General features: G+C 70.3%; 24 protein-coding genes and 1 pseudogene. 15 read left to right on the forward strand and 10 right to left on the reverse strand.

Annotated features, from left to right (window positions below):
* Positions 1–15: 15 nt before the first annotated feature.
* Together ACFQV6_RS38945 and ACFQV6_RS38950 are read right to left on the reverse strand one after the other, a co-directional pair.
* Positions 16–858: a GNAT family N-acetyltransferase gene (locus tag ACFQV6_RS38945; RefSeq protein ID WP_378032732.1), complete on the reverse strand. Its 843-nt coding sequence runs from the start codon at positions 856–858 to the stop codon at positions 16–18.
* A 216-nt stretch (positions 859–1,074) separates the two neighbouring features.
* Positions 1,075–3,393: a HelD family protein gene (locus tag ACFQV6_RS38950; protein ID WP_378032733.1), complete on the reverse strand. Its 2,319-nt coding sequence runs from the start codon at positions 3,391–3,393 to the stop codon at positions 1,075–1,077.
* A 172-nt stretch (positions 3,394–3,565) separates the two neighbouring features.
* Between ACFQV6_RS38950 and ACFQV6_RS38955 the strand changes: the two genes are divergently transcribed.
* Complete coding sequence (locus ACFQV6_RS38955) at positions 3,566–4,081, forward strand: hypothetical protein (RefSeq protein ID WP_378032734.1); 516 nt, start codon at positions 3,566–3,568, stop codon at positions 4,079–4,081.
* A 63-nt stretch (positions 4,082–4,144) separates the two neighbouring features.
* Here the strand turns inward: ACFQV6_RS38955 and ACFQV6_RS38960 are convergent, their stop codons facing one another.
* The gene (locus ACFQV6_RS38960) at positions 4,145–4,996 is read right to left on the reverse strand and encodes a sigma-70 family RNA polymerase sigma factor (protein WP_378032735.1); all 852 of its coding nucleotides are present in this window, start codon (positions 4,994–4,996) and stop codon (positions 4,145–4,147) included.
* 235 nt (positions 4,997–5,231) lie between these two features.
* Between ACFQV6_RS38960 and ACFQV6_RS38965 the strand changes: the two genes are divergently transcribed.
* The gene (locus ACFQV6_RS38965; protein ID WP_378032736.1) at positions 5,232–6,839 is read left to right on the forward strand and encodes a DEAD/DEAH box helicase; all 1,608 of its coding nucleotides are present in this window, start codon (positions 5,232–5,234) and stop codon (positions 6,837–6,839) included.
* 353 nt (positions 6,840–7,192) lie between these two features.
* On the opposite strand, the pseudogene ACFQV6_RS38970 reads toward ACFQV6_RS38965, so the two are convergent.
* A pseudogene (locus ACFQV6_RS38970) lies at positions 7,193–7,468 on the reverse strand (LuxR C-terminal-related transcriptional regulator); the annotation flags it as partial.
* A gap of 1,227 nt (positions 7,469–8,695) precedes the next feature.
* Positions 8,696–9,346 (reverse strand): hypothetical protein, encoded by a 651-nt coding sequence (locus ACFQV6_RS38975; protein ID WP_378032737.1) that lies wholly within the window; start codon positions 9,344–9,346, stop codon positions 8,696–8,698.
* A 17-nt stretch (positions 9,347–9,363) separates the two neighbouring features.
* Here ACFQV6_RS38975 and ACFQV6_RS38980 point away from each other — a divergent pair, with 17 nt between their 5' ends.
* Positions 9,364–9,525 (forward strand): hypothetical protein, encoded by a 162-nt coding sequence (locus ACFQV6_RS38980; protein ID WP_378032738.1) that lies wholly within the window; start codon positions 9,364–9,366, stop codon positions 9,523–9,525.
* Positions 9,526–9,529: 4 nt separating this feature from the next.
* On the opposite strand, the gene ACFQV6_RS38985 is transcribed toward ACFQV6_RS38980, so the two are convergent.
* The 3 genes from ACFQV6_RS38985 to ACFQV6_RS38995 all read right to left on the reverse strand — a co-directional run bounded on the left by ACFQV6_RS38985 (position 9,530) and on the right by ACFQV6_RS38995 (position 11,840).
* Positions 9,530–10,579, reverse strand: coding sequence for an App1 family protein (locus ACFQV6_RS38985; RefSeq protein ID WP_378032739.1), 1,050 nt, complete (start codon positions 10,577–10,579; stop codon positions 9,530–9,532).
* Positions 10,580–10,678: 99 nt separating this feature from the next.
* Positions 10,679–11,368, reverse strand: a complete 690-nt coding sequence (locus tag ACFQV6_RS38990) for a hypothetical protein (protein ID WP_378032740.1) — start codon at positions 11,366–11,368, stop codon at positions 10,679–10,681.
* 82 nt (positions 11,369–11,450) lie between these two features.
* Entirely contained in the window at positions 11,451–11,840 is a 390-nt protein-coding gene (locus tag ACFQV6_RS38995) for a hypothetical protein (protein ID WP_378032741.1), read from the reverse strand.
* Positions 11,841–11,944: 104 nt separating this feature from the next.
* Here ACFQV6_RS38995 and ACFQV6_RS39000 point away from each other — a divergent pair, with 104 nt between their 5' ends.
* The 10 genes from ACFQV6_RS39000 (at position 11,945) to ACFQV6_RS39045 (ending at position 22,445) form a co-directional block, all read left to right on the forward strand.
* A complete protein-coding gene (locus ACFQV6_RS39000) occupies positions 11,945–12,799 on the forward strand; it encodes an NAD-dependent protein deacetylase (RefSeq protein WP_378032742.1) in 855 nt (284 codons plus the stop codon).
* A 143-nt stretch (positions 12,800–12,942) separates the two neighbouring features.
* Positions 12,943–13,944: a LacI family DNA-binding transcriptional regulator gene (locus ACFQV6_RS39005; RefSeq protein WP_378032743.1), complete on the forward strand. Its 1,002-nt coding sequence runs from the start codon at positions 12,943–12,945 to the stop codon at positions 13,942–13,944.
* Positions 13,945–14,097: 153 nt separating this feature from the next.
* Complete coding sequence (locus ACFQV6_RS39010; RefSeq protein WP_378032744.1) at positions 14,098–15,783, forward strand: ABC transporter substrate-binding protein; 1,686 nt, start codon at positions 14,098–14,100, stop codon at positions 15,781–15,783.
* A gap of 62 nt (positions 15,784–15,845) precedes the next feature.
* Complete coding sequence (locus ACFQV6_RS39015; RefSeq protein ID WP_378032745.1) at positions 15,846–16,934, forward strand: ABC transporter ATP-binding protein; 1,089 nt, start codon at positions 15,846–15,848, stop codon at positions 16,932–16,934.
* Positions 16,931–17,911 carry an ABC transporter permease gene (locus tag ACFQV6_RS39020; RefSeq protein WP_378032746.1) on the forward strand — a complete coding sequence of 327 codons (981 nt, stop codon included), beginning with the start codon at positions 16,931–16,933 and terminating at the stop codon, positions 17,909–17,911. The genes ACFQV6_RS39015 and ACFQV6_RS39020 overlap by 4 nt, the downstream gene beginning before the upstream one ends.
* Before the next feature lie 3 nt (positions 17,912–17,914).
* Positions 17,915–18,973: an ABC transporter permease gene (locus tag ACFQV6_RS39025; protein WP_378032747.1), complete on the forward strand. Its 1,059-nt coding sequence runs from the start codon at positions 17,915–17,917 to the stop codon at positions 18,971–18,973.
* A complete protein-coding gene (locus ACFQV6_RS39030) occupies positions 18,970–19,977 on the forward strand; it encodes an ABC transporter ATP-binding protein (protein WP_378032748.1) in 1,008 nt (335 codons plus the stop codon). The genes ACFQV6_RS39025 and ACFQV6_RS39030 overlap by 4 nt, the downstream gene beginning before the upstream one ends.
* Before the next feature lie 69 nt (positions 19,978–20,046).
* Entirely contained in the window at positions 20,047–21,363 is a 1,317-nt protein-coding gene (locus ACFQV6_RS39035; RefSeq protein ID WP_378032749.1) for a GH1 family beta-glucosidase, read from the forward strand.
* Positions 21,360–22,190: a class I SAM-dependent methyltransferase gene (locus ACFQV6_RS39040; protein ID WP_378032750.1), complete on the forward strand. Its 831-nt coding sequence runs from the start codon at positions 21,360–21,362 to the stop codon at positions 22,188–22,190. The genes ACFQV6_RS39035 and ACFQV6_RS39040 overlap by 4 nt, the downstream gene beginning before the upstream one ends.
* Positions 22,191–22,244: 54 nt before the next feature.
* On the forward strand, positions 22,245–22,445 hold the full coding sequence (locus ACFQV6_RS39045) for a hypothetical protein (protein ID WP_378032751.1): 201 nt from the start codon (positions 22,245–22,247) through the stop codon (positions 22,443–22,445).
* A 24-nt stretch (positions 22,446–22,469) separates the two neighbouring features.
* On the opposite strand, the gene ACFQV6_RS39050 is transcribed toward ACFQV6_RS39045, so the two are convergent.
* Complete coding sequence (locus tag ACFQV6_RS39050; RefSeq protein ID WP_378032752.1) at positions 22,470–22,967, reverse strand: hypothetical protein; 498 nt, start codon at positions 22,965–22,967, stop codon at positions 22,470–22,472.
* A 177-nt stretch (positions 22,968–23,144) separates the two neighbouring features.
* On the opposite strand from ACFQV6_RS39050, the gene ACFQV6_RS39055 reads away from it, so the two are divergent.
* Positions 23,145–24,110 carry an aldo/keto reductase gene (locus tag ACFQV6_RS39055; RefSeq protein WP_378032753.1) on the forward strand — a complete coding sequence of 322 codons (966 nt, stop codon included), beginning with the start codon at positions 23,145–23,147 and terminating at the stop codon, positions 24,108–24,110.
* Between the two features lie 257 nt (positions 24,111–24,367).
* On the opposite strand, the gene ACFQV6_RS39060 is transcribed toward ACFQV6_RS39055, so the two are convergent.
* Positions 24,368–24,742: a cupin domain-containing protein gene (locus ACFQV6_RS39060; RefSeq protein WP_378032754.1), complete on the reverse strand. Its 375-nt coding sequence runs from the start codon at positions 24,740–24,742 to the stop codon at positions 24,368–24,370.
* Between the two features lie 69 nt (positions 24,743–24,811).
* On the opposite strand from ACFQV6_RS39060, the gene ACFQV6_RS39065 reads away from it, so the two are divergent.
* Positions 24,812–25,255, forward strand: coding sequence for a MarR family winged helix-turn-helix transcriptional regulator (locus tag ACFQV6_RS39065; RefSeq protein ID WP_378032755.1), 444 nt, complete (start codon positions 24,812–24,814; stop codon positions 25,253–25,255).
* The last annotated feature ends 308 nt before the right edge of the window (positions 25,256–25,563 follow it).

Below are 25,563 nucleotides of genomic sequence, written 5' to 3' on the forward strand. Positions count from 1 at the left end.
ACGACCGACGCGGTATCAGCCGAGCTCGAGGCTGGTGATCCCGTAGATGCCGGACACATCGACCTCCGGTGTCCCACCGGTGTACATCCGGGCCGTCTCGAACGACGGCTCCAGACCGAGCCGCTCGACGAGCTTCGCCGCCTCCGGGTTGCTCCCCGGCACGTCGATCAGCACCGGCATCTCGTAGTCGGTGCTGAGCGCCGCGAGCAGCGACTCCGCCACGCCGACGTCATCGGCGAAGAGCGGGCCGACCCGGTCGGTGTCACCGGCCGGCCGCCGCACCGCGAAGCCGGCCACCCGATCGTCACGGATCGCCGCCACACCGTGCCGTCCCGGACCGGCGCTCCAGAGTGCGAGGAAGGCGTCGCGCTCGGCCGGGAAGAACCGCCTGTCGTACGCCGCGAGCTCGCCGAACGGGACCTCCCCCGCCTCCACGATCTCCAGGCCCGCAGCGGTCTTCGCGCCGGCCAGCACCCCGCTGTAGCGGGTTGTCGTCCAGGCGTCCCGGAAGCCCGACCGGCGATAGTTGTCCTGCTGCGCGACCACGCCGTCAAGGCCGATGTTGCGGCCGGCCAGCCGTTGCATGCCAGCCTGCCAGGTCTGGAATCCGTAACCCTGTCCCCGGTACTCCGGCGCCGTCAGGTAGAGGCCGATGAAGCCGTGCCCGGTTCCGTACCGGATCGCCGCGATCGAGCTGATCGGATGCTCGTCGAGCCTCCCGATCAGGAAGCCGGCCGGGTCGGTGGCGAAGAAGACGTTCTCGTCACCGTCACCGGGGTGCCAGCCCTCGTCCGCCGCCCAGTCCGCGATCAGCCGCATGTCGTCAGCGCTCGCCGACGAGACCGTAAATTTCCCCACGGCCCAACCTTATAGACCGCTACACCCGATTAGCCTCAAACGCCCCACCCTGCCCCGGTTCCCCTCCCCGGGCCGGCTCCCAGTGCTGCCTCAACCACCGGGAGGGAGCACTGGGAGTCAGCCACGGCGATCCAGCTGGGCGTGAGTGCCGTCTCGGGCGCCGTGAGGGAGCACTGGGAGCCGGCTGGTTGCCGGGCGGGGGCGAGGGGGCGGGGGTCAGGCCAGGGAGGAGAGGACCTTGGGGAGGTCGGCGGTGTGGAGGATCCCGAGGCGGCGGGTGGCCCGGGTGATGGCGACGTAGAGGTCGGAGAGGCCGCGGGGGCTCTCGGTGAGGATCTCGTCGGGGGCCACCACCAGGACGGAGTCGAACTCGAGGCCCTTGGCCTGGCGCACGGTCATCAGGACCACGTGGTTGAGCAGGTCGGGCTGTTCACCCACGGCAGCGCCGGGCACGGCCGCGACCAGGTCGGCGCCGAGCGACTCCTCCAGGCACTCCGGGACGATCACACCGAGCCGGCCCTCGTTGATCAGGGCTGCTTCCCTGCGTACGTCTGCGATCAGCTCTTCGGAAAGAGCGCCCGGCCGCACCCGGCGCGCCCACGGCGTCACGCCGGACGAGCGGACCGACCGCGGCGGGCGCAGCGCGGGGTCGACGGCGGCCAGGACGTCGGCCGCGACCGCCATCACCTCGGCGGGTGTGCGGTAGTTGACGCTCAGCTCGACCAGCCGCCAGCGCTGGGCCACATAGGGCTCGAAGACCTGGTCCCAGGTGGTGGTACCGGCCAGTTCGGACGTCTGGGCCACGTCGCCGACGGCTGTCATCGACCGGCTCGGGCAGCGGCGCATGAGGAGCCGCCAGGCCATCGGGGACAGTTCCTGCGCCTCGTCGACGATCACGTGACCGAAGACCCAGCTGCGGTCGGCGGCGGCGCGCTCGGCTGCGGTACGCGTGTCGATCACCTCGTGACGTTCCACAAAGGCACCCGCGTCGACGACGTCGGTCGCCGACAGGATCTCGCCCTCACCCTCGTCCTCGAAGTCCAGCGACCGGGAGCCCTCGACGATCTCCAGGACGCCTTCCGCGTACTCGATGGCGGCCTTGCGCTGCCGCGCCTGCTCACGCACCTTGAGGGTGTCGTCGACACCCAGCAGTTCGGCGAGTTCGTCGAGCAGTGGCACGTCGGCGGGCGCCCAGCCGGCCGAGCGGTCGCGCAGCAGCAGGGCCCGCTCGGGGGCGGTCAGGCCCGCCGACTCCAGACGGTCCTCGTCGCTGAGCAGGTCGCGCAAAACCTGGCGCGGGGTGAGCACCGGCCAGAACTCGAAGAGCACCTGCTGCACGTCGATGTCCTCGCGCAGCTCCCGCCGGGTCTCGGCGAGGTCCGCGGCGGAGAGCAGGTTGTCGCCGCCGAGCGGGTCGGCGCCGATCCGCTCGGCGATCTGCAGCGACAGCGCGTGGATCGCCTCGGTCACGAAGATCTGCCGGGCCACGTTGTGCGGACGGCCGGAGCGGCGGGCGGCCGACCGGGCCTCCTCCAGCACGGAGCGTTCGATGCGCAGCGGGTAGCCGTCGTGGTCGACCTCGACGAAGTCGGCGGGCACGGTCTGCCGGTCGGCGACGGCGTTCTCCAGCACGTCGAGCATGTGCAGGCGGCCCTTGAGAGCGGCCGCCGCCTGCGACTCCACGGCCCGGGCGCGGACGCCGGGGAACATGTCGCCCAGGGTGGCGAGCAGCACGCCGGTCTCGGCGAGCGACGGCAGGACCTGGGAGATGTAGCGCAGGAAGGTGGTGTTCGGCCCGAGGATCAGCACGCCCGACCGGGTCAGCTGCTCCCGGTAGGTGTAGAGCAGGTACGCGGCGCGGTGCAGTGCCACGGCGGTCTTGCCGGTGCCGGGACCGCCCTGCACGACGAGCACGCCGGGGAGCCCGGAACGGATCACCTCGTCCTGCTCGGTCTGGATGGTCTCGACGATGTCGCGCATCCGGCCGGTCCGGTTGGCGGTCAGCGCGGAGAGCAGCGCCGCCTCGCCGGTGACGTCCTCACGCCCGGTGCCGTCGCCGGCCTCCAGGTCGAGGACCTCGTCGTCGACGCCGGTGAGCACCCGGCCCCGGGTGCGCAGGTGCCGCCGCCGGGTCACCCCGTGCGGGTTGACCGCGGTGGCCAGGTAGAACGGACGGGCGGCCGGGGCGCGCCAGTCCACCAGGAGCGGGTCGAGGTCACGGTCCTCGGCGAAGAGGCCGAGCCGGCCGACGTAACGGGGAACCTCATCGGCCGCGCTGAAGTCCAGGCGGCCGAAGCAGAGTCCGTTCTCGACCGAGTTGAACTGCGCCAGTTGTTCCGCGTAGTGGCCGCGGGTGGCCTCCCGCTGGGCCCGCCCCTGCGGTGTTCCGCCGGCCTCCAGGAGGATCGCGCGCAGGCGGCTGTCAGCCTGCTCACGCAATTGATCCAGTCGCTGGTAGAGCGCGGTCAAGTACGCCTGCTCGGAATCGACATCGGCGTTCGAGCTTGACAAAGTCGCCCCTTTTCGTGCTATCATTCCGGCGCTGGCAACCATTTCATGGTTGCCTTTTTGTGTTTGCGGTGAAGGATTCGCAAACGACCAGAATAGCCGAGGCGCGGCGAGTTACGGCCGCCGGAGCGACTGTCTGGAATCCGTCTCGACACGCCGGGCCCGTTACGCGGGACCGCCACACCCGATTAACCGAGACATGGACACCAACCACCTCTACCGACGTCTGTTCTCTCTGGCCCTCGCCGGAGCCGCCACGATCACCTTCGCCGCTGCCTGCTCGGACGACGCCGAGGAGCCGGCCGGCAACGCCGCCGCCGCTGCCGCGGGCGGACCGGAGCAGAAGACCCTCGAGGGTGCCAAGGCCGCCGCGCAGACGGTGTTCGACCGGTTCAGCGGTGGGGACTTCGCCGGGGCGTGGGAGATGTACACCACAGCCGGCAAGCAGGCGATCAGCAAGGACGACTACGTCAAGCTCAACCAGGCCTGCTCCCGGAAGGGCCTGGCGATCCAGCTCACCAGTGCCCGGATGGAGGGCACCGACAAGGCCATCGTGATCGCGAAGCAGCTCGTCGCGGCACAGTCGTACACGATGATCTATGAGGCCGACGCCTGGAAGCTGGAGCCCGCCAAGGAGGGCCTGGCCCTCTACAAGCTGGGCGCGGACAAGGCGATCGCTGCCCAGAAGAAGGCCGGGACCTGCGCGAACGCCTGACGGAGCCGGGTTTTGGGGCCCGCCGCGAACCGCGGCGGGCCCCATCTCACCCCGGTGGTCTCCTCAGGCGGCGACCGGCAGGCCGTCCGGGCCGGTCATGGCGAGCCGGGTACGCAAGGTCCCGCGGCTGGCGATCTTGTCGTAGTACGCGGTCCGGCGCCGTGCCACGCAGCCCTCCTTCGGCGGGGTCTGTGCCGCCATGGCCGGATCGAGGTGCGTGTTCAGACCGTCCCGGAGCAGGACCAGCGCCTCGGCACGCAGCTGCGACACCCGGGACTCGCTGACACCCAGCTCGGCGGCGATCTGGGCCATCGGCCGCTCGTCGAAGAAGTAGTTCTCCACCACCACCCGCAGGCGCTCCGGCAGCGAGTCGACGGCGTGCCGCAGGTAGCCCAGCCGCTCCCGGCGCAGCAGCATCTCCTCCGGGCCGGCACCCGGCTCGGTGACGATGTCATCGGCGGTCGCCGTCGCGAACCCCTGGAGGCTGAAGACTGTCGCGCGGTGCACGTCGTCCTCGGCGTGCTCCAAGTCCTCGACCGTGCAGCCGAGACGTGCCGCCACCTCCTGGATCGTGGGTGTCCGGCCCAGCTCGGCGGTCAGCTCCTCGCGGGCCGAGTCGGTACGGCGCGCCCGCTGGCGTACCGAGCGGCTGGCCCAGTCGAGGCCGCGCAGCTCGTCCAGCAGCGCGCCGCGCACCCGGGCGGCGGCGAAACGGGGGAACGGGACACCACGGTCGGGGTCGAAGCCGCGGGCCGCCGCCACCAGCGCGGCGTACCCGGCGGAGAGCAGGTCGTCGCGGTTCACGTGGGCGGGGACCCGGGCCAGCATCTCCCGTACCAGGTGGCCCACGAGCGGCATGTTCGCTCGTACGATGTCCTCGCGACGACGGTCCGTTCCAGGTACTTCACCGGTCATCGGGTCTCCTCAGCGCCCGGCCGGGTTGGGGGGTCCCCGGCACTGAGGAAAAAGATGAGGCCCGCTGAGTGCTGAACGGTTCGCCTTCGGGTGCGAAGCGGTTGCAGAGTGTGCCCGGTACAATGATCGAAGAGCGGCTTCCCGAGTCGCCCTCGGATCGACCACCACGCGCCGCGGCCGGAACCCTGGTCAGCGCCGGGCTGGACGACCTAGACCTTTGGGAGTTCCCACCTTTATGACGACCTTCACCGAGCTCGGCGTGCCCGCCGTCCTCACCACGGCACTCACCCGGCTCGGCATCACCGACCCGTTCCCGATCCAGGAGGCCACGCTGCCGGACACCCTGTCCGGCCGTGACGTCCTGGGCCGGGGCCGTACCGGGTCCGGCAAGACCTACGCATTCGTGATCCCGCTGGTGGCCCGCCTGGCCGCGTCCCGGACACCGGCCCGGTCCGGCAAGCCGCGCGCGCTGATCCTGGCGCCCACCCGCGAGCTCGCCACCCAGATCGAGGCGACGCTGCGCCCGCTCGCCGAGGCGGCCCGGCTGAGCACCCTCGTCGTCTTCGGCGGCGTCGGGGCCAACCCGCAGATCAAGGCGCTGAAGGCGGGCGTCGACGTGCTGGTGGCCTGCCCCGGCCGGCTCGACGACCACATCCGCAACGGGCACGCCGCCCTGGACGCGGTGGAGATCACCGTGCTGGACGAGGCCGACCACATGGCCGACCTCGGCTTCCTGCCGGTGGTGCGGCGGCTGATGGGCCAGACCCCGGCCAACGGGCAGCGCATGCTCTTCTCGGCCACCCTGGACAACGGGGTGGACGTGCTGGTCCAGCGGTTCATGCGCAAACCGATCACCCACCACGTCGACTCGGCCGCCCAGGCACCGGTCGAGATGGACCACCACGTCCTGCACGTGCAGCACGACGACCGCTTCGGCGTCCTCGTCGACCTGCTCGCGGCGCCGGGCCGGTCGGTGGTCTTCACGCGTACCAAGCGCCGCGCCAAGGTGCTGACCCGCCAGCTGATCGCGGCCGGTGTTCCGGCGGTCGAGCTGCACGGCAACCTCGCGCAGAACGCCCGTAACCGCAACCTGTCGGCGTTCTCCGACGGGTCGGCCCCGACACTCGTGGCGACGGACATCGCGGCCCGTGGCATTCACGTCGACGACGTGGCGCTCGTGGTGCACGCGGACCCGCCGGTCGAGCACAAGGCCTACCTGCACCGGTCCGGCCGCACCGCTCGGGCCGGCGCGCGCGGCACTGTGATCACCCTCATGACCGACGACCAGCAGGCAGATGTACGGGACCTCGCGCGCAAGGCGGGCATCCGGCCGGCCACCAAGCGGGTCCGTCCGGGCGACGCGCTGCTCGCACAGCTGGCGCCGGGCGAGCGGACGTTCGTGGCTCCGGCCCCGGTGAGCGCCTCCGCCGGCACCCGGCCGGCTGGTGGCCGGTCCGGCTCGCCCGGTTCGCGGACGGCCTCCGCGGGCTCGCGTGCCGGGTCTTCGGGCTCCCGTGCCGGCTCGGCGGGATCGCGTGGCGGGTCGTCCGGGATGGGCTCGGAGGGTGACGGTGGCGCCGGGCGTTCGCGTTCGGCGCGGCGCGGGCGTGGACGGGCTGCTTCCGGTGCGGGTGCGCCGGCGGCTGCCGGGCAGGCTTCGGGCTCGGGGCGGACCTCGGGTCAGGCGCGCGGCACCGGTGGCCGCGACTCGGCTGCGGCGGCGACGCGGGGTTCCGGTCCAGGACACCGCACGGGCACGCCGCAGCAGCGGCCCGCCGCCGCTGGTGCCGGTGGGGCGGCTGCCTTCTCCGCCCGCGGAGCCGGACGCCGCTCCGGCCGCTGACCTCGCTCAGCCGGGCGGAAGCGCCGGCTGGCACTGACGCATGTGACCAAGCACTCATAACGTGGGTGAGCGCCGGCCGGGCAAGTTCGGCCGGCGCTCACGCATGTGATCAAGCGTTCGTGAGGTGCGTGCCTGCCTGCCGGGTCACTGGGCGGCGGCCGGCCAGGCTTCGGTGGTGTGGTGGACAGGTGACGGTAGCGGCACGGCGTGGAGGTCCAGGTTGATGTGGACCAGGCGGCCGATGATGGCCCGGCCCGCGGTGACTCCGGCGGCGACCCGGCACGCAGACGCGCGGCGAGCTGGGTGCGGTTGGCCACACCGAGTTTCGCCAGGGCGTTGCGGACATGGGTCTCCACGGTCCGCTCGGAGATGTGCAGGCGGTCGGCAATCGCCCGGTTGGGCAGCCCGTCCGCGGCGAGCGTGACGATCTCCCGTTCGCGGGCGGTGAGCTCGTCGCGGGTGAGTTCGGCGGCTGCCGCGGCGATCGCGGTGAGACCGAGCCGGCGGGCGGTGGCGAGAGCCCGGCCGGCCAGATCACGGGACCGGCGCGGGTCGGATTCGCGCAGCGTCCGGGCGTACGCCAGAAGAGCGCAGGCGGCGTAGGGCGCGGCACCGATCCGCTCCTCCATCTCGATCGCGGTGGTGTGATGCCGCTCGGCGGCGTCCCGGTGGCGCCACGCTCGAGCGCTCCGGTGTGCTGGCCCCGGCTGCCGGCGGCGGCCAGATCGCAGCTGCGCCGCGCCAGATCGAGGACCTCCTCGGCCGAGAGCACCGGATCCAGCACCTCGTGCCGCGCGTGCACCGCGGCGGCGATCGCGTCCGGCTCGCCGCTGCCTTCGGCGAGCGCCATCGCCTGCCGGCTGATCGGTTCGGCGCGGGCGTGTTCCCCGATCTCCACGAGGAGGTACGCGAGATGTGCGAGCAGCTGTGCCCTTACCCCGTCAGGCAGTTTCCCGGTCCGGTCCACACCTGCCGAAAAAGGGCCCACACCTGCCGAAAGAGGGCCCACGCCTGTGGAAAGAGGGCCCACGCCTGTCGAGCCGGTCGGGTAGGTGTCCGAAAGTGACCGGTGTGCGGCGGCGTCGAGGGCCAGGGCGCGTTCGCAGAGGCGGACCAGGGTGTGCGCGACCTGACCGCCGAACCCGCGTACCACCAGGGCCGCCGCCGCGGCCAGATCGGGCCGCCTCCCGGCCTCGGCCACGTCCATGATCGCGGTGCAGTCGGCGACCGCGACGCCGAGCCGGCCGTCGCGGCAGACGGCCTCGGCGCGCGCCAGGCGCAGCCACGGGTCGGCCGGGAAGAGATCGAGGGCCTGGCCCAGCCAGCTCGCAGCCGCGCTGTGGTCCAGGCTGCGGGTGGCTGCCCGCGCCGCCGCCTCGCAGGCGTTCCGGGCGGTGTGCCGCGACTCGTCGTCCACAGCGGCACGGACGCGGTGCCGGGCGATCTCGTCGGCCCGGGCACCGATCCCGGTGAGTGCCGTGGCGATCCGGGAGTGCGCGGCGATCCGGTCCGCGCGTGCCAGTTCCGCATAGCGGGACTCGCGGACCAGCTCGTGGGCGAAGCGGAGCCGCGCCGGTGCCCACGGATCCTCGATCAGCACCCCCGCGCCGATCGCCTCGGCCAGCAATGGTTCCACCGGCTCGGCGGTGATGCGTCCGAGAACGGTCACGTCGACGTCCGCGCCCAGCGCGCTCGCCGTCCCGAGCAGGTCATGGGCGGACGGGCTCAGCGTGGCGAAACGGCGGCCGACCGGTCAGTAGTGTCACCGAGCCCGTACCGGCGGTGGCGTCGGCGCGCAGCCGGTCCAGGGCGACCACTTCGGCCACCCTGCCGACCAGCCGCGCGGCCATGTCGCGTCAGGCTTCCGGTACCGACACCGAGATCTCCTTGCCCAGCGCGAACCCGGCGCACAGCTCCAGCTCGTCGCCGCTCCAGAACCGGCCCGGGTCGTACCAGTTGGCCTTGCGGTTGCGGGGCAGCAGTCCCATGTCCTCATAGGTGATCGCGACCACCTCGGCGCAGTACGCCTTCTCCAGCGTGGCGTCGCTGACCTCGCCCTCCTTCCACGGCAGGCGGATCTGCGGCACGCGGCCGCGGACCCAGCGCCAGGCCAGGTGGGAGGTGGACGGGAACGGCGTACCGTCGAGGCGGGCCACCGTCTTGAGCGCCTTGTCCTCCATCGCCCGGGTCACGCCGGGGTCGAGCTGGCGCAGCCAGCCGCGCTGGCCGTAACGGCGGGCCCAGACGGTCACCGCGTCGCGCAGGTCGTGCAGCTGGACACCGCGCTGGAAGGTCCCGGACCACATGTCCGGCAACGACTTGCCCAGTTCGGCGTGCCACATCAGTGGTGGCATGTCCTCGATCACCAGGGACATCCCGACGTGGTTCACCGGGCTGTTGGTGAGCGTCTGGATGGCGCGATCCGGGCCGGACCGGCCCCGGAAGATCCAGATGTCCCCGGTTCTCGTCAGGTCAATCGCCTCGTCGAGGCTGAGTTCGGCAACCACGTGACTATCCTCAGCTGATGCGGTGGTGGAAGGTAGCGGGACTGGCGGGGCTGGCGGGAGTCGCGGCGACGGGCGCGGTGATCGCCCGATCGGAGCGGCGGCGCCGGGCGTACACACCGGACGAGATCCGGAGCAGGTTGCACGAGCGTGTCGCTGAGGTTACCGAGAAGAAGGAGTGACCGCTCACACCAGGTCGGTGTCGCGCAGCACGGTCCAGAGTCCGGCGCCGTCCGGTGCGGAGAACCACGTCTTGCCGCCGGACGGCACCACCTCGGCCGTCTCCGACGGGCCGGGGATGGCACCCGCGAGCACCGCCTGGGTGGGCGAGAGGCGGCGGATCGCCACGGCGGCCACGCTCTCCGGATGGGTCCGCGCGAACTCCGAGTAGATCTCCTGGTCGTGCTGGCCGTCGTCGCCGATCAGCAGCCACCGGACGTCGGGGAACTCCTCGGCGAGCCGGCGCAGTGACTTGCGCTTGTGCTCCTGGCCACTGCGGAACCAGCGGTCGGTGGTGGGTCCCCAGTCGGTGAGCAGGATCGGGCCGGCCGGGTACAGGTGGCGGCTGAGGAACCGGCTCAGCGCCGGTGCCACGTTCCACGCGCCGGTGGACAGGTAGATGACCGGGGCACCGGGGTTGGCGTTCACCAGGCGCTCGTAGAGGACCGCCATCCCGGGCACCGCTGTCCGGGCGTGCTCGTCGAGGACGAACGTGTTCCACGCGGCGAGCAGCGGGCGCGGCAGCGCGGTGACCATGACCGTGTCGTCGATGTCGGAGACGACGCCGAACTTGACGGCCGGGTCGAGCACCCGGATCGGCGCCTCCACAGCGGCGCCGCCGCCCTCGGTGGTCAGTTTCGCGCAGCCCCACCCGGGGTCCAGGTCACCCTTGACCCGGCAGTCGAGGTAGCCGCTGCGGTCGGTGCGCGCCTCGGTCACGCTGCCACCCACCTCGACGCGGATCACCGCGTTGCTGGCCGGGGTGGTGGTGAAACTGCGCCAGCCGCGGACCTTCTCGCGGCGTTTGCGGACCATGCCGGGGCGGGCCAGCAGCACCCGGCCCATCACCCGGGCCCAGCCGGGCGCGCCGTAGCCGGTGTAGGCCGTGATGTACGGCTTCCAGCCCCGCCCGCGCAACCGGCGCTCGATGAACTGGTGCACCGCGTCCTCGACAAGGGCGGCCCGGTGCATCTGAACCTCGACCGGGCTCGCACCTGCGGGAGTAACCGTCACCATCGCCTCCTTACCCGTCTGCATACCCGCCCTACCGTCCCGCCACGTTACCGGGCCGATATCACAGTCGAACGAGAACGGTCCTCGGGTCCAGGGAGGACATCAGGCAGCCGCCGTGAGTTCGGCGGGCGTCCACTGCTCGGCCCACCAGTGCTGGTCGACCGGCTCGGTGGCCGGGTCACGAAGCCGCGCCGCGGCCGCCTCGGCGCGAAGGTCCCGCACCGTCTCCGCGGCCGCCTCGGCACCGCGCCAGGCCGCCTGCTCGCGCTCGACCGCCTTGCGGTACGCCTCCAGCCGGAACTCGCGGACCGCGTTGCGCAGCACCGGTTCCTGCTGGACGGGGTGCAGCCGGGGGTTCCAGCCGCGGTGCGCGAACACGTCGTTGAGCTGGGCGATCGACAGGTCGTGGGTGCGGCACAGCTCGGAGGCGGCCCGGTGCAGGTAGCGCTGCCGGTCCACGTTGTCGCCCGGCTTGCGGCGGCGGCTCATCAGCGGGAAGGCGGTCGCCGCGGAGATCCGCCGGGCCAGTTCGTCGGCCTCCTCGTACGCCGTCCAGGCCGCCTCGACGTCCTCCTGCGCGGCCATCCACTCGGCGCGGCGGCGGCCGGCGGTGGCGGCGGCCGCACGGGCGGCGGTCTCCAGTTCGGTGGCGTAGCGGTTTTCGCCGTCGTCCGGCTCGGGCGGCGTGAGCGCCCGGGGCACCTTGGCTGTGGCGACTGCCACAGCGAGAACGAGCAGGATGATCAACCAGATCGCGGCAGCCTGCGGCACCGCGCTAACGAAGCTCTGCACAGCGGAATTCATGGAGCACCCCCAGAAAACGGAACAACGGCCGGCATCGACGGATCCGCACGGGCCGGACGGCCCGGCGGTGTCAGACGGCCGGGGGCGCGCGGGGGCCGGCGCTGCGCGGGGTCTCGCCGGCGATCGGGTGCCGCGGCGTGGTGATGATCTCGGCGGAAGCCGCTGCCGGAAGTGGCGGGTTCAGCGTCACCCGGGGTGCCTGGCGGCCCGGCCGCCCGGCATCCGCTTCGTCGGCCTCGGGGCTCACGGCGGCCGGCGTCTCGGCAGACACCGAGGCCGGCACTGAGACAGGCACCGAGGCCGGCACCGTCTCGACAGCGGCCGAGGGAGCGTCGGCGGTGATCGCCGGCGCGGGCAGCTGGAGGGTGACGGCGAGTGCGAGCATCGCCAGGCTGGTGAGGAAGCGCACAAGCCGGCGCCCGTCCCAGGGACGGGGCGTCGCGTGCGCCACCGTGTTCACGCCTATCAACCTACTAGTGGACACAAGAACGCACATGGCCCCTTGAAGTCACGGCCACTCTTTGGATGAGCGCCACGGTCACCCGTACGAGGGACCATGGGGGCATGGACCTTCAGGTGGTGGAGCAGGCGGCACGGCTGGACGGGTGGCTCGCCGAGGGCGGCGTGGTGATCCTCAGCGGTGCGGGGCTCTCGACCGACTCCGGGATCCCGGACTACCGGGGCCCGTCCGGCTCGGCCCGCCGCGGCACGCCGATGACGTATCAGACCTTCACCTCGGACCCGATCGCCCGCCGCCGGTACTGGGCGCGCAGCCACCTGGGGTGGCGGACCATCGGCGGCGCACGGCCCAACGACGGGCACCTCTCGGTGGCCCGCTGGCAGCGGCTGGGCCTGCTCTCCGGCGTGATCACACAGAACGTGGACGGGCTGCACCAGGCGGCGGGCGCCCGCGAGGTGGTCGAGCTGCACGGCAACCTGGCCCGGATCGTCTGCCTCGACTGCGGTGAGCTGACCGCCCGCGACGAGCTGGTGGCCCGGCTGACCGCGGCGAATCCGGAGTTCACCGCGGTCGCCTCGTCGATCAACCCGGACGGCGACGCCGAGCTGGACGACGCCGAGCTGGACGGGTTCACCGTGGTGCCCTGCCGGTCCTGCGACGGTGTGCTCAAGCCGGATGTCGTCTACTTCGGCGAGACCGTGCCCGCCGACCGGGTGACGACCGCTTTTGCCCAGGTGGAGGCGGCGCGCACCCTGCTCATCCTCGGCTCCTCGCTGACCGTGATGTCGGGGCGGCGGTTCGTGCTGCGGGCGGTCAAGGAGGGCATCCGGGTGGCGATCGTCAACCGGGGCGTCACACGCGGCGAGCCGTACGCCGATCTGGTCATCGACGCCCCTCTGGGTGTGGTGCTGCCGAACCTCGCCGCGGATACCGATAAGTACCGATTCATCGCTGGGTGAGGACGACGGTTACCGTCTCGAAATCTAAATAGATCTCTTGGCACATTGACGTGACCGCCCTCACTGCGGTTGACTGCCGAAACCGGTCCCGAAACCGGTTCCGAAACCCCGACGCAACCGCGAAGTCACATCCCGGAGGAGCTGTGCCGATCACCATCGCCGATGTGGCGGCCCGGGCCAAGGTCAGTAAAACGACGGTGTCCCGGGTGCTGAACGGCAAGGGCGAGCTCGACGAGTCCACCGCCGCCCGGGTGCGGGCGGTCATCGATGAGCTCGGCTACGTTCCGAGTGCCCGGGCGGTCAATCTGGCCCGCGGGCGCACCCGGGTGATCGGCATGCTGGTCCCCTCGCTCACCTGGCCCTGGATGGGCGAGGTCGTGCAGGGGGCGGTCGACGTGCTCGAGGCCGAGCACTACGGCCTGCTCCTGTTCACCTGCAACCGCGGCGACGACTCGATGCGCCAGTTCAACGCCCAGGTTGCCGCGAAGTCCTTCGACGGGCTCCTGGTCATCGAGCCGGAGGGCACCTTCGACTACATCGCCACGCTGCACTCGCGTGGCCTCCCGATGGTGCTCATCGACGACCGCGACCAGGTGTCCGGCCAGATCCCGAGCGTCGGCACGACCAACCACACCGGCGCCGCCTCGGCGGCCCGGCACCTGCTGGAGATCGGGCGCCACAAGCCGCTCGTGATCACCGGCCCGTCCCGGTTCGGTTGCACCCAGCAGCGCCTGGACGGTTTCTCCTCGGTCTACGCCGACGCCGGCCACCCCATCGACGACGAGCGCGTCCTGCTCGGCGACTTCACCTTCGCCGCCGGGGTCGACAACGTCCGGCACGCGATCGCGGCCGGCATCGAGTTCGACGCGGTCTTCTGCCACAACGACATCTCAGCGACCGGCGCCATGCAGGCGATCCAGGACTCTGGCCGCCGGATCCCCGACGACGTCGCGGTCGTCGGGTTCGACGACATACCGCAGGCGGCGCACAGTTCGCCGCCGCTGACCACGGTCCACCAACCCATGCGGGAGATGGGCGAGGCCGCAGCCCGTACGCTGCTCGCCCATTTCGAAGGCACCCCTCTGCCGAACCGCCCGACGGTCATCCCGGCCACCTTCACGGTCCGGGCCTCGACCGCCTCCTGACCCGACCTACCCAAAAAGCATCGACCGGCCGCGATCACGGCCGGAACCCCGCGAGACCTCGCGAACGGCCCTGGGTCGTCCGCTCGGTACCGCACGCCCTTCGGGCACCCCTCTCACCCCTCTCACCCCGCAATTGATCCGAGGAGTTTTGCGATGCAGAGAAGGAAGCTGTTCGCGGCGGCACTGGCGGGCGTCCTCGCCACGGGCGGCCTCGCCGCATGTGGTGAGTCGCCGAACGACAACGCCAACGCGGACAAGGGCAAGCAGGTCGACTTCCTGTCGATCGGCATGCCGAACGGCACCGTCGCCGAGATCAACAACCCCTTCATCCAGACCTCGGCCGCCGGCGCGCTCGGCTACCGCTGGATGATCTACGAGCCCCTCGGCCAGTGGAACAACACCAAGCCGGCCGACCCGCTGACGCCGTGGCTGGCCAGCGAGATCAAGTGGTCCGCCGACTACAAGACCGTGGACCTGGTCATCCGGGACGGCGCGACCTGGTCGGACGGCAAGCCGCTGACCGCCGAGGACGTGGTGTACACCCACAACCTGATCAAGAGCAACGAGGCGCTCAACCTCTTCGCGATCCCGTACGACACGATCACGGCTGACGGCAACAAGGTGAAGATGACGTTCAAGACGTCGCAGTTCACCACCCACCACAAGGTCATCGGCCAGACCCCGATCGTGCCGAAGCACCTCTGGGAGAAGATCTCGGACCCGGCCACCGACCCGATCAAGGAGCCGGTGGGCAGTGGCCCGTACACCCTGAAGTCGTTCAGCCAGCAGGCGGCGATCCTCACCGCTCGGGAGAGCGGTTACTGGGGCACCCAGCCGAAGGTGAAGGAGCTGCGCTACACCTCCTACGCCGACAACAACGCGCAGGCCACCGCCCTGGCGAGCGGTCAGGCGGAGTGGAGCTTCGTCTTCATCCCGAACTACCAGCAGACCTTCGTCGCCAAGGACCCGGAGAACTACAAGGTCTGGGCGCCGGGCGTGCTGGGCATCCACGGCCTCTACATCAACACCACCAAGAAGCCGTTCGACGACCCGAAGCTGCGCCAGGCCATGAACATGGTCATCAACCGCAACGACATCTTCGTGCAGGCCGAGGCCGGCTACTTCCACCCGGAGATCAAGAGCATCACCGGTCTGCCCGAGGGTGCGGGTGACGCGTACATCGCCGAGGAGTACAAGGGCAAGACCTTCTCGGTCGACGTCGACGGCGCCAAGAAGCTGCTGACCGATTCCGGTTACAAGCTCGAGGGCACCACGCTGAAGGACAAGACCGGCAAGGCCGTCACCATCAAGCTGAGCGACCCGGCGCCGTGGTCCGACTACCAGACCTCGCTCGAGATCATCAAGAGCAACCTGGCCGAGATCGGCATCGCGGCGACGGTGGAGAAGCCGAACCAGAACGTCTGGGACGCGAACGTCCAGAAGGGCGACTTCGAGGCCAGCATGCGCTGGACCAACGGTGGCTCGACCCCGTTCGACATCTACCAGACGGTCATGGACGGCGACCTCTACAAGCCGATCGGCACCGCCGCTCAGCAGGGTAACTTCGGCCGCTTCCAGAGCCCGGAGGCCACCGCGGCGCTGAAGGCGTACTCGAACGCCACCGACGACGCCGCTCGTACCGCCGCGCTCGCGACGATCCAGAAGATCTTCGTGGAGCAGGCTCCGATGCTGCCGGTCGGCTCGGACAACGTCGGTGCCGCGTACAGCACGAAGAACTGGGTCGGGTGGCCCTCGGACGCGGACTCGTACGCGCCCGCCCAGCCCACTCAGGCCGCCGCTCTGCTGGTCGTCCTGAAGCTGCAGCCCGCCAACTCCTGATCGCCTCGCGGGCGCCCCGGTCAGCCGGGGCGCCCGCCTCTTCCGCAAGAAGGACACCCGGCATGACGTCGATCCCGGACGCCAAGGCGCCGGCCGACGAGGTGGTGCTCGAGGCGATCGGCCTGACCAAGCACTTCCCCGTCCGCCGGAAGCTGCGCGACCTCTTCTCCAACCGGCACGACGCGGTTCACGCCGTCGATGATGTGAACCTCACCCTCCGCCGCGGCCAGGTGGTCGCCCTGGTCGGCGAGTCCGGCTCCGGCAAGTCCACAGTGGCCCGGCTCCTCGCCCAGCTCTATCCCCGCACCGGCGGCGACATCCGGCTGCACGGCGAGTCGACGAAGGTCAAGTCGGGCTCCGCGTTCCGGAACTACTGCTCCCGGGTCCAGATGATCTTCCAGGACCCGTTCGCGTCCCTGAACCCGGTGCACACCATCAGGTATCACCTGACCCGGGCTCTGAAGATCCACGACAATGCCGGCAAGAGCGACGCCGAGCTCGAGGTGGCCCTGTACGAGCTGCTCGAGCGGGTCTCCCTGACACCGCCGGAGCGGTACCTCGACAAGTTCCCGCACGAGCTCTCCGGTGGCCAGCGCCAGCGCGTGGCGATCGCCCGCGCCCTCGGCGCCGAGCCCGAGGCACTGCTCGCCGACGAGCCGGTGTCCATGCTGGACGTCTCCATCCGGCTCGGCGTGCTGAACCTGCTGCGCGACCTCAAGGAGCGCCTGAACCTGGCGATCCTCTACATCACCCACGACATCGCGTCGGCCCGGTACTTCGCCGACGAGACGATGGTCATGTACGCGGGACGCATGGTCGAGGGTGGTGACAGCGAGACGGTCACCCAATCGCCGGCTCACCCGTACACCAGGCTTTTGATCGACTCGGCCCCCGACCCGGACCGTCTCACCGGCGAGGCCGATGTCGCAGACGAGGACCGTGGCAACGGTGAACCGCCCAGCCTGATCCACCCGCCCACCGGGTGCCGCTTCCACCCGCGCTGCCCGATGGCGATGCCGCGCTGCTCGACCGACCTGCCGGTCCGCCTGGAGATCGGTGACGTGCCCGGCCACTGGGCCGCCTGCTGGCTCTACGACGAGGCGACGGTCGCCACACAGACGCCCGGCTCCGCCGTGGAGGTGTCCCGGTGAAGTACTTCCTGCAGCGCCTCGCCTTCTATCTCTTCACGGCGTGGGCAGCTATCACGCTCAACTTCTTCATCCCCCGGATGATCCCCGGTGACCCGGTGCAGGCGCTGGTGACCAAGTACCAGGGCCAGCTGAGCAGCAAGGCGATCGACTCCCTCTACGTCCTGTTCGGCCTGGACAAGGACGCGAACATCGCCGAGGAGTACGTCAGCTACTGGAAGCAGCTGCTCTCCGGCGACCTGGGCCTGTCGTTCACGTTCTTCCCGACACCGGTCTCCGAGATCATCAGCAACAGCCTCCCCTGGACGCTGCTGCTGGTCGGCATCACCACGGTGATCAGCTTCTTCCTCGGCACCGGGCTGGGCATCCTGGCCGGCTGGCGGCGCGGTTCCTGGACCGACGGCCTGCTGCCGGTGACCACGTTCCTCTCCTCGGTGCCGTACTTCTGGCTCGGCATCATCGCGATCTACCTGCTCACCGGGCCGGACAGCTTCTTCCCGTCCTCGGGCGGCTTCGACAACGGCCTGGTGCCGGCCTGGGACCAGTACTTCATCCCGAGCGCCATCCAGCACAGCCTGCTGCCGGCCCTGACGATCCTGATCTCCTCGGTCAGCGGCTGGATCCTGAGCATGCGCAACATGATGGTGACCGTCTCCTCCGAGGACTACATCACCGTCGCGCACGCCAAGGGCCTCACCGACCGGCGGGTGGCGATGAGCTACGCGGCGCGCAACGCGCTGCTGCCCAACGTCTCCGGCTTCGCGCTGTCGCTCGGCTTCATCGTCGGCGGCACGCTGCTGGTGGAGATCGTGTTCTCCTACCCGGGTGTCGGGTTCCAGCTCTTCCAGGCGCTCGGCGCCTCGGACTACCCGCTCATGCAGGGCATCTTCCTGATCATCACGATCTCGGTGCTGGTGGCGAACCTGCTGGCGGACATCGCCTATCTGCTCCTCGACCCGCGCACCCGTAAGGAGGGCTGACCGATGACGATCCCCACCTCGAGCATCGAGCAGGTCATCCCCGGTCAGGGGTCGATGGCCCAGCCGGAGTCCGGCAAGCCCGTCAAGGCCAAACGACAGCGGTTCCGCTTCGTGGCCAACCGCAAGGCCGCGACCGGCCTGGTCATTCTGGCGATCTACGTCCTGCTGGCGATCATCGGACCCTGGATCGCACCGTACGACCCTGGAGCGCGTGGCAGCGACCTGGTCCAGCCCCCGTCAGCCGACCACTGGATGGGCACCACCCACCTGGGGCAGGACGTCTTCAGCCAGCTGCTGGAAGGCACCCGCAGCGTCATGTTCGTCGGCTTCTTCGCCGGCATCGTGGCGACGGTTCTCTCGGTCATCATCGGGGTGTCCGCCGGCTACATCGGCGGCAAGGCCGACGAGGGCCTCTCCGCGCTCTCCAACGTCTTCCTGGTGATCCCCGCGCTGCCGCTGATCATCATCATCACGTCCACCCTGGAGAGCGCCGAGGACTGGCTGATCGCCATGGTCATCGGCCTCACCTCCTGGTCGTGGAACGCCCGGGTGCTGCGGGCGCAGACCCTGTCGCTGCGCCGGCGCGACTTCGTCGAGGCGGCCCGGGCCAGCGGCGAGCGCACCTGGCGGGTGATCGTCTTCGAGCTGCTGCCCAACCTGACCGCGGTGATCGCCTCCGGCTTCGTCGGCACGGTGATCTTCGCGGTGCTCTCCGGTATCACGCTGGCCTTCATCGGCGTCACCTCGGCCACCACCTGGAACTGGGGCACGATCCTGTTCTGGGCGCAGGGCCAGCAGGCGCTCGCCCAGGAGGCGTGGTGGTGGTTCGTACCGGCGGGTCTCGCCATCGCGATCCTCGGCACCGCGCTCTCGCTGATCAACTTCGGTATCGACGAGTTCGTCAGCCCGCGGCTGCGCAGTGCCGGCAAGACCAAGGTGAAGACCGTCGACGGGCGTACCGTCCGGATGCGCATCGGCTTCACGCCGGTGCTGAACAACTCGGCCGAACCGCACACGCACGCCAAGCCGACGCCGGTCCTGCGAGAGGAAGTGACGTCATGAGCCAGCCGGTCATCGAGATCCGCAATCTCAACGTCGGGTACGGGCTGGGCGACCAGGGTGTCCGCGCGGTCCGCGACGTCAACCTCACGCTGCATCGCGGTGAGGTGCTGGGTCTGGCCGGCGAGAGCGGATCCGGCAAATCCACCCTCGCGTACGGGATGACCCGTCTTCTCCCCCCGCCCGGCGTGATCACCGGCGGACAGGTCATCTACCACCCCGACAAGGGCGACCCGTACGACGTCCTCGCCCTCTCCGACGCCCAGCTGCGCGATTTCCGCTGGGCCGAGACGGCGCTGGTGTTCCAGGGCGCGATGAACTCGCTCAACCCGGTACACAAGATCTCCACCCAGCTCACCGACGTGCTCCGGGCGCACGACCCGAAGATGAGCGAGCACAGCCGCAACGCCCGGGCCCGGGAGATGCTGAAGCTGGTCGGCATCGCCTCGGACCGGATGGACGCGTACCCGCACCAGCTCTCCGGCGGCATGCGGCAGCGCGTGATGATCGGCATGGCGCTGATCCTGCAGCCGCAGGTGGTCATCATGGACGAGCCGACCACGGCCCTCGACGTGGTGATGCAGCGGCAGATCCTCGGCCAGCTCATCGAGCTGCGGGAACGGCTCGGCTTCTCGGTCATCTTCATCACCCACGACCTGTCGCTGCTCGTCGAGTTCTCCGACAAGATCGCCATCATGTACGGCGGGCGGATCGTCGAGGAGGCACCGGCCGCGTCGATCTACCGGGACGCGCTGCACCCGTACTCCGCCGGTCTGCTCGGCTCCTTCCCGGCGCTGCGCGGGCCCCGGCGGGAACTGACCGGCATCCCCGGGTCGCCGCCGGACCTCAAGGGCATGCCGAGCGGCTGCTCGTTCCACCCGCGATGCCCGAAGGCGTTCGAACCGTGCGCCGGCAACATCCCGGTGCTCGGCCACCCCGGCACGCCGGACGGCACCGCACGGTCGGTCGCCTGCTGGCTGCATCCCATCTCGCAGCCGGTCGGCTGACGTAGTGACAGAGGGCCGGTCCCCTGCCGTCGGGACCGGCCCTCAACTATGCCTCTTTTGGAGAGATCGTTGACATTCACGTGGGGCGTGGCCACTTCGGCCTATCAGATCGAGGGCGCGGCCGCGGAAGACGGGCGCACGACGTCCATCTGGGACACCTTCAGCCGTACGGTCGTCGGCGAGACCGGTGACGTGGCCTGCGACCACTACCACCGGATGCCCGACGACGTTCAGCTGATCAAGAGCCTGGGCGTGGACGCGTACCGTTTCTCGGTCTCCTGGCCCCGGGTGCAACCCGGCGGGCGCGGCCCGGCGAACCCGGCCGGACTGGCCTTCTACGACCGGCTCGTCGACGAACTGCTGGCCGCCGGGATCGACCCGTGGCTCACGCTCTACCACTGGGACCTGCCGCAGGAGCTCGAGGACGCCGGCGGCTGGCCGCACCGCGACACCGCGTACCGGTTCGCCGACTTCTCGATGCTCGTCCACGACCGGCTCAAGGACCGGGTCCGTAACTGGGGCACGGTCAACGAACCTTGGTGCGTCGCCTACCTCGGGTACGAGCACGGGGTGCACGCCCCCGGCCGGCGCGACTTCGGCGCCGCCCTCGCCGCCACCCACCACCTGCTGCTCGGCCACGGCCTGGTCGCGAGCCAGATCCGCAGCCCCGAGAACACCGTGAGCATCGCGCTCAACATCGGCACGGCCACCCCCGCCTCGGACGACCCGATCGACGTGGCGGCCGCCTGGCGGGCCGACGGCAACGTGGCGCGGATCTTCCTCGACCCGATCCGGCACGGCCGCTACCCGGCGGACGTGGTCGAGGACCTCGCGGCGCGCGGCCACTCGCTGCCGATCCGCGACGGCGATCTGGAGATCATCTCAGCGCCGATCGACCTGCTCGGGGTGAACTTCTACTTCGGACAGGACTTCGCCGGCACCGACCTCGAGGGGAACACCACCGACGCGCTCGGCCGCCCGGTGATCCGGGAGATCCTGCCCGACGTCCCGCGTACCGACCTGGGCTGGCCGATCACGCCGGACCGGTTCACCACGCTGCTGCTGCGGCTGCACAACGACTACGGCTTCCCGCTCGCGGTCACCGAGAACGGGGCGGTCTTCCACGACCATCCGGACGCGAACGGCTTCGTCGCGGACGAGAAGCGGACGTCGTACCTCAAGGCGCACATCGACGCGGTCTTCGCCGCCCGCGAGCAGGGCGCCGACGTGCGCGGGTACTTCGCCTGGTCGCTCATGGACAACTTCGAATGGGCCGAGGGTTTCGAGAAGCGGTTCGGCCTCGTGCACGTCGACTACGAGACCCAGGCGCGGACGCCGAAACAGAGCGCGCTGTGGTTCCGGGATCGCGTACGCTCCCGCCCATGAACGACTACCTCGACGTGAACCGGGCCAACTGGGACGAGCGGGCACCCGCCCACGCCGCCTCCCCCGACTATCACGTCGAGGACTTCGCCACCGACCCCGCGTACCTCAGTGAGGTCGTCCGTTTCGACCTGCCGCGGCTCGGCGACGTCGCCGGGCTGCGCGGGATCCACCTGCAGTGCCACATCGGCACCGACACGATCTCGCTGTCCCGGCTCGGCGCCCGGATGACCGGCCTCGACTTCTCCGGCGCCTCGCTGGAACAGGCCCGCGTCATCGCGGACCGGGCCGGCGCGAAGATCCCCTTTGTGCAGAGCGACGTGTACGCGGCACGCGACGTCCTGGAGGGTGACTTCGACCTGGTCTTCACCGGGATCGGCGCGCTCGGCTGGCTGCCCGACATCAAACGGTGGGCGCGGACGGTGGCGTCCCTGCTGGCGCCGGGCGGCCGGCTGTTCATCCGGGAGGGCCACCCGGTCCTGTGGTCGCTCGACTACGACCGCACCGACGGCGTGATCGCCCTGTCCGAGCCGTACTTCGAGCACGCCGAGCCGCAGGTGTACGACGAGGGCGGCACCTACGTCGCGACCGACAGCGAGTTCAAGCACACCGTCACCCACGAGTGGAACCACGGGATCGGCGAGATCGTCACCGCGGTACTCGAAGCGGGGCTCGTCGTGACAGGGCTGGAGGAGCACCAGTCGGTGCCGTGGGAGGCGCTGCCCGGCCGGATGCGGCTGATCGACGGCGGCGAGTGGCAGCTCATCGAGCGACCCGAACGGCTGCCACACACGTACACGCTTCAGGCCCGCAAACCCGGCGCCGTTTAAAGATCAGCCGAAGCGGGGTACCTGCCGCGCATCCCCGGCAGGAGGAGGTCCCCGATGCGTATCGGTGCTGTTCTTATTGTCATCTGGCTGGTACTCGGTGTTGTCGCCGCTTTCGAGCGCGGTTACTTCAAGGACGACGGCGACGCGAGCTGCGCGGAAGCCGGCACGGTCATCGTCACCACGATCGCCGGGCCGCTGAACTGGCTGGGCGTCAACCCGAAGATCACCTGTGACGTTCCGGAGCCCAGCAAGTAATTCTCTTCACCCCTTTCACCCCTTTCACCTCAGGAATGCCCGCTCGTCGACGTGACGGGTGGGCGTACCGAAGAAAAGCTCGGGATGCACCGGGCCGAGTGCGATGTTGAGCGTGTCCTGGCGGTAACTCCACCGTCCACCCTGGATCAGCGGCCAGGACACGCGATAGTTGACCTGCCACCGGAGCCACTCGCCCGGTGCCAGCCACACCCCGGGCGGCCGGTGGCTCGACGACGGGCCACCGCTCCGGGCGGGAAGCAGCTCCACCCGTACCCTCTGATCTGCTCTCACCAACCGCAAGCCGCACCGCGCGAGACTCGGCTCGCGCTCCGCCGGCTCCGCGCCCAGCGACTCCACGGGCTCGAAATCGTTACGCTCCGCCATCACGACCTCGTGCACGACACCGGTCCTCAAAGGCGGCAGGCGAAATCCCACCGGAGCGGCGTTGCGGCGCGCGGCAGCTTTCCCACCTCGGGAGAGCTTGGTCCACTCGGTGCTCACCCACTGCGCCACGACGTCCACGGCTCCCCCTCCCCGCAGGCGCAATCTTCCCTGGTACGCCCCGCGGAAGCACGGATTATTCACCTGCTGGACACCTCCGCGCCGCGCGGCACGCCGCATCGATTCCAGAGCTTGACCTGGAGCGCGCTCCAGGTCCTACGGTCGATTCCGAAGAGCCCGGCAAGTGGGAGGACCAAGATGGAAACCAGGAATTTCGGGCGCCTCGGCCGGATCAGCGCATTGACGCTCGGTGGTGGCGGCATCGCGGGGGTGTGGGGCGGCACCGATCGGTCGGAGGCGATCGGTACGGTCCACGCCGCGATCGACGCCGGTGTCACGATGCTGGATCTGGCACCCAGTTACGGCTCGGATTTCGAGTCGGAGCGGGCGGTGGGCGAGGCACTGCGGGCGCGGCCTGCGCCGGACGTCATGATCACCAGCAAGGTGCAGCTGACAAAGCTGCCAGGGGCGCCTGATTGGGGTCAGCGGATCCGGGACAGCCTGCGGGACAGTCTGTTGCGGCTCGGGCGTGATCACCTTGACCTGTTCCTGCTGCATACGCAGTTGCGGCCGCGATTTCCGTCGGACGCGGTGCCGGACGATCTGGACTGGCCCGACTACGAGGTGGTGGCAGCGGAGTTCGCGCGGCTCCGGGAGGAAGGGCTGATCCGGGCGTGGGGGATCACTGCTGTGGCGCATCCGGGGAGCGTGGTGGACGCGCTCGGTGCGGTGCCCCGGCCGGACGCGGCCCAGGTGGTGGTGAACCCGCTCGACATGAACGGTGACCTGTGGGTTTACGGGCCCTCCGTCCGGTCGGGCAACGACGAGATCATCCGGGCGGCGAATGCCAATGACGTCTCGGTGATCGGGATCCGGGCGGTGGCGGCGGGTTCGCTCACCGGGGCGCTCGACCGGGAGCTGGATCCGCGGCATCCGGCGGCCGTGGATTTCGCGCGGGCCGAGCCGTTCCGGAAGCTGGCGGCGGAGTTCGGTGAGACACCTGCGGCACTCGCGCATCGGTATGCGCTCTCCGTGCCCGGGGTCGCGACAGTCGTTCTCGGCGTGAAGAACCGCGCCGAGCTGGCCGAGTGCCTGGCAGCCGAGTCGCGGGGTCCCCTCACCTCCGAGGAGCTCCAGGCCATAACCGCCCTCCGCCAGCGGTGACCGCATACCCGACCGTGCGCTTCTACCCACGCCAGAGCAACAACCAGCTCCCACACAACCTCACCGTGCGCGTCTGCTGACCCAGGCATCCGTCAGGGTGGATGGGCTGTGGCGGTTCACATGCGGGCCGGCCCAGGTCCGGCTGGTGGTGAGTGCTGTGCCGGGCGCCGCAAGGCAGCACCCGGAGCCAGTCGGTTTCAGCCGGGGTCAGCCGGGGTCAGCCGATTTCAGCAGAGGTCAGCCGGGGTCAGCCGGGGTCAGCTCACCCAGGGCGGGGTGAGCGTGGTGCCGTCGGGGAGCGTCGCCTCGAAGCCCGCACTCGTGGTGACCCAGGCTTCGGCGGGCGTCTCTCCCCTGTTGTCCGCCCGGAACTCCGCCCCGGCCGGAACCACCAGCACATCCCCCGGCCCGATCTGCCCGGCGACACCGTCCAGGCTGATCGACAACTGGCCCGCGACCAGAACGAACACTTCGTCACGGCCGACCCGGTGCGGCATCCCGGTCGTACCGCCGGCGATCTCGACCCGCCAGGTGCAGAGTTCGCGGCTGCCGGTGGACGGCGAGGCGTACGCGTGAAAGGTCGTCCCGTGCAACTGGTGCTGCACCGCGTCGGCACTGCGATAGATCGACATGAAACCTCCATTGGTCAAGCTGCTTGACTAAATAGTCAAGCAGCTTGACCGCCATGTCAAACTGTTTCCGTGCGAGACGATCTTCAAGACCTTCCGGTGCTCTTGCTGAGTGCGGCGCGTGCGCTGGTGGACGGCATAGATGCGGGGGTACGCGCACGCGGCTTCACCGATCTCCGACCCTCACACGGGTTCGCCTTCGTGCGGCTCTCCGGTACCGGCGCCACCGTGAACGAGCTCGCCGAGCACCTGGAGATCACCAAACAGGCGGCCAGTCAGATGGCCGACGAGCTGGTACGGAAGGGCTACGTCGAGCGGCTCCCCCACCCGTCCGACGCCCGTGCCCGCTTGCTCGTCCTGACCAGCAAAGGGATCGCCTGCACCCGCGCCGCCGACGATGCCGCCGAGGAGACGCTACGTCCGTGGGCGGAAGGCGTCGGCCCTGAGCAGCTGGCCGGCCTCCGCTCGGCCCTCGCCCGCCTCGCCACTCCCGGCCGCATCCGCCCCATCTGGTGATCAGCCGCACCGGATAGGCCACCAGCCACGTCGCGGTGACCGCCCGCGCCGCCCCCACCCGGCGCGGTGACCGCCCGCGCCGCCCCCACCCGGCGCGGTGACCGCCCGCGCCGCCCCCACCCGGCGCGGTGATCGACCGGCGGTCGCGCTGACGCCCGGAGCGGGCACTACCTCGCGCCTGGACCGGCAAGAACCGTGCGAGAACGCGTACCCGTAAAGGAATCTCCCGGCCGGCGCCAAAAATCACCGGCCGGGAGGCCCTGTCAGCCGCGCTCTATCGATCGCGCTTCGTCAGTCGCGCTTCGTCA

The organism is Actinoplanes sp. GCM10030250, from assembly GCF_042666575.1.
Classification (GTDB): Bacteria; Actinomycetota; Actinomycetes; order Mycobacteriales; family Micromonosporaceae; genus Actinoplanes.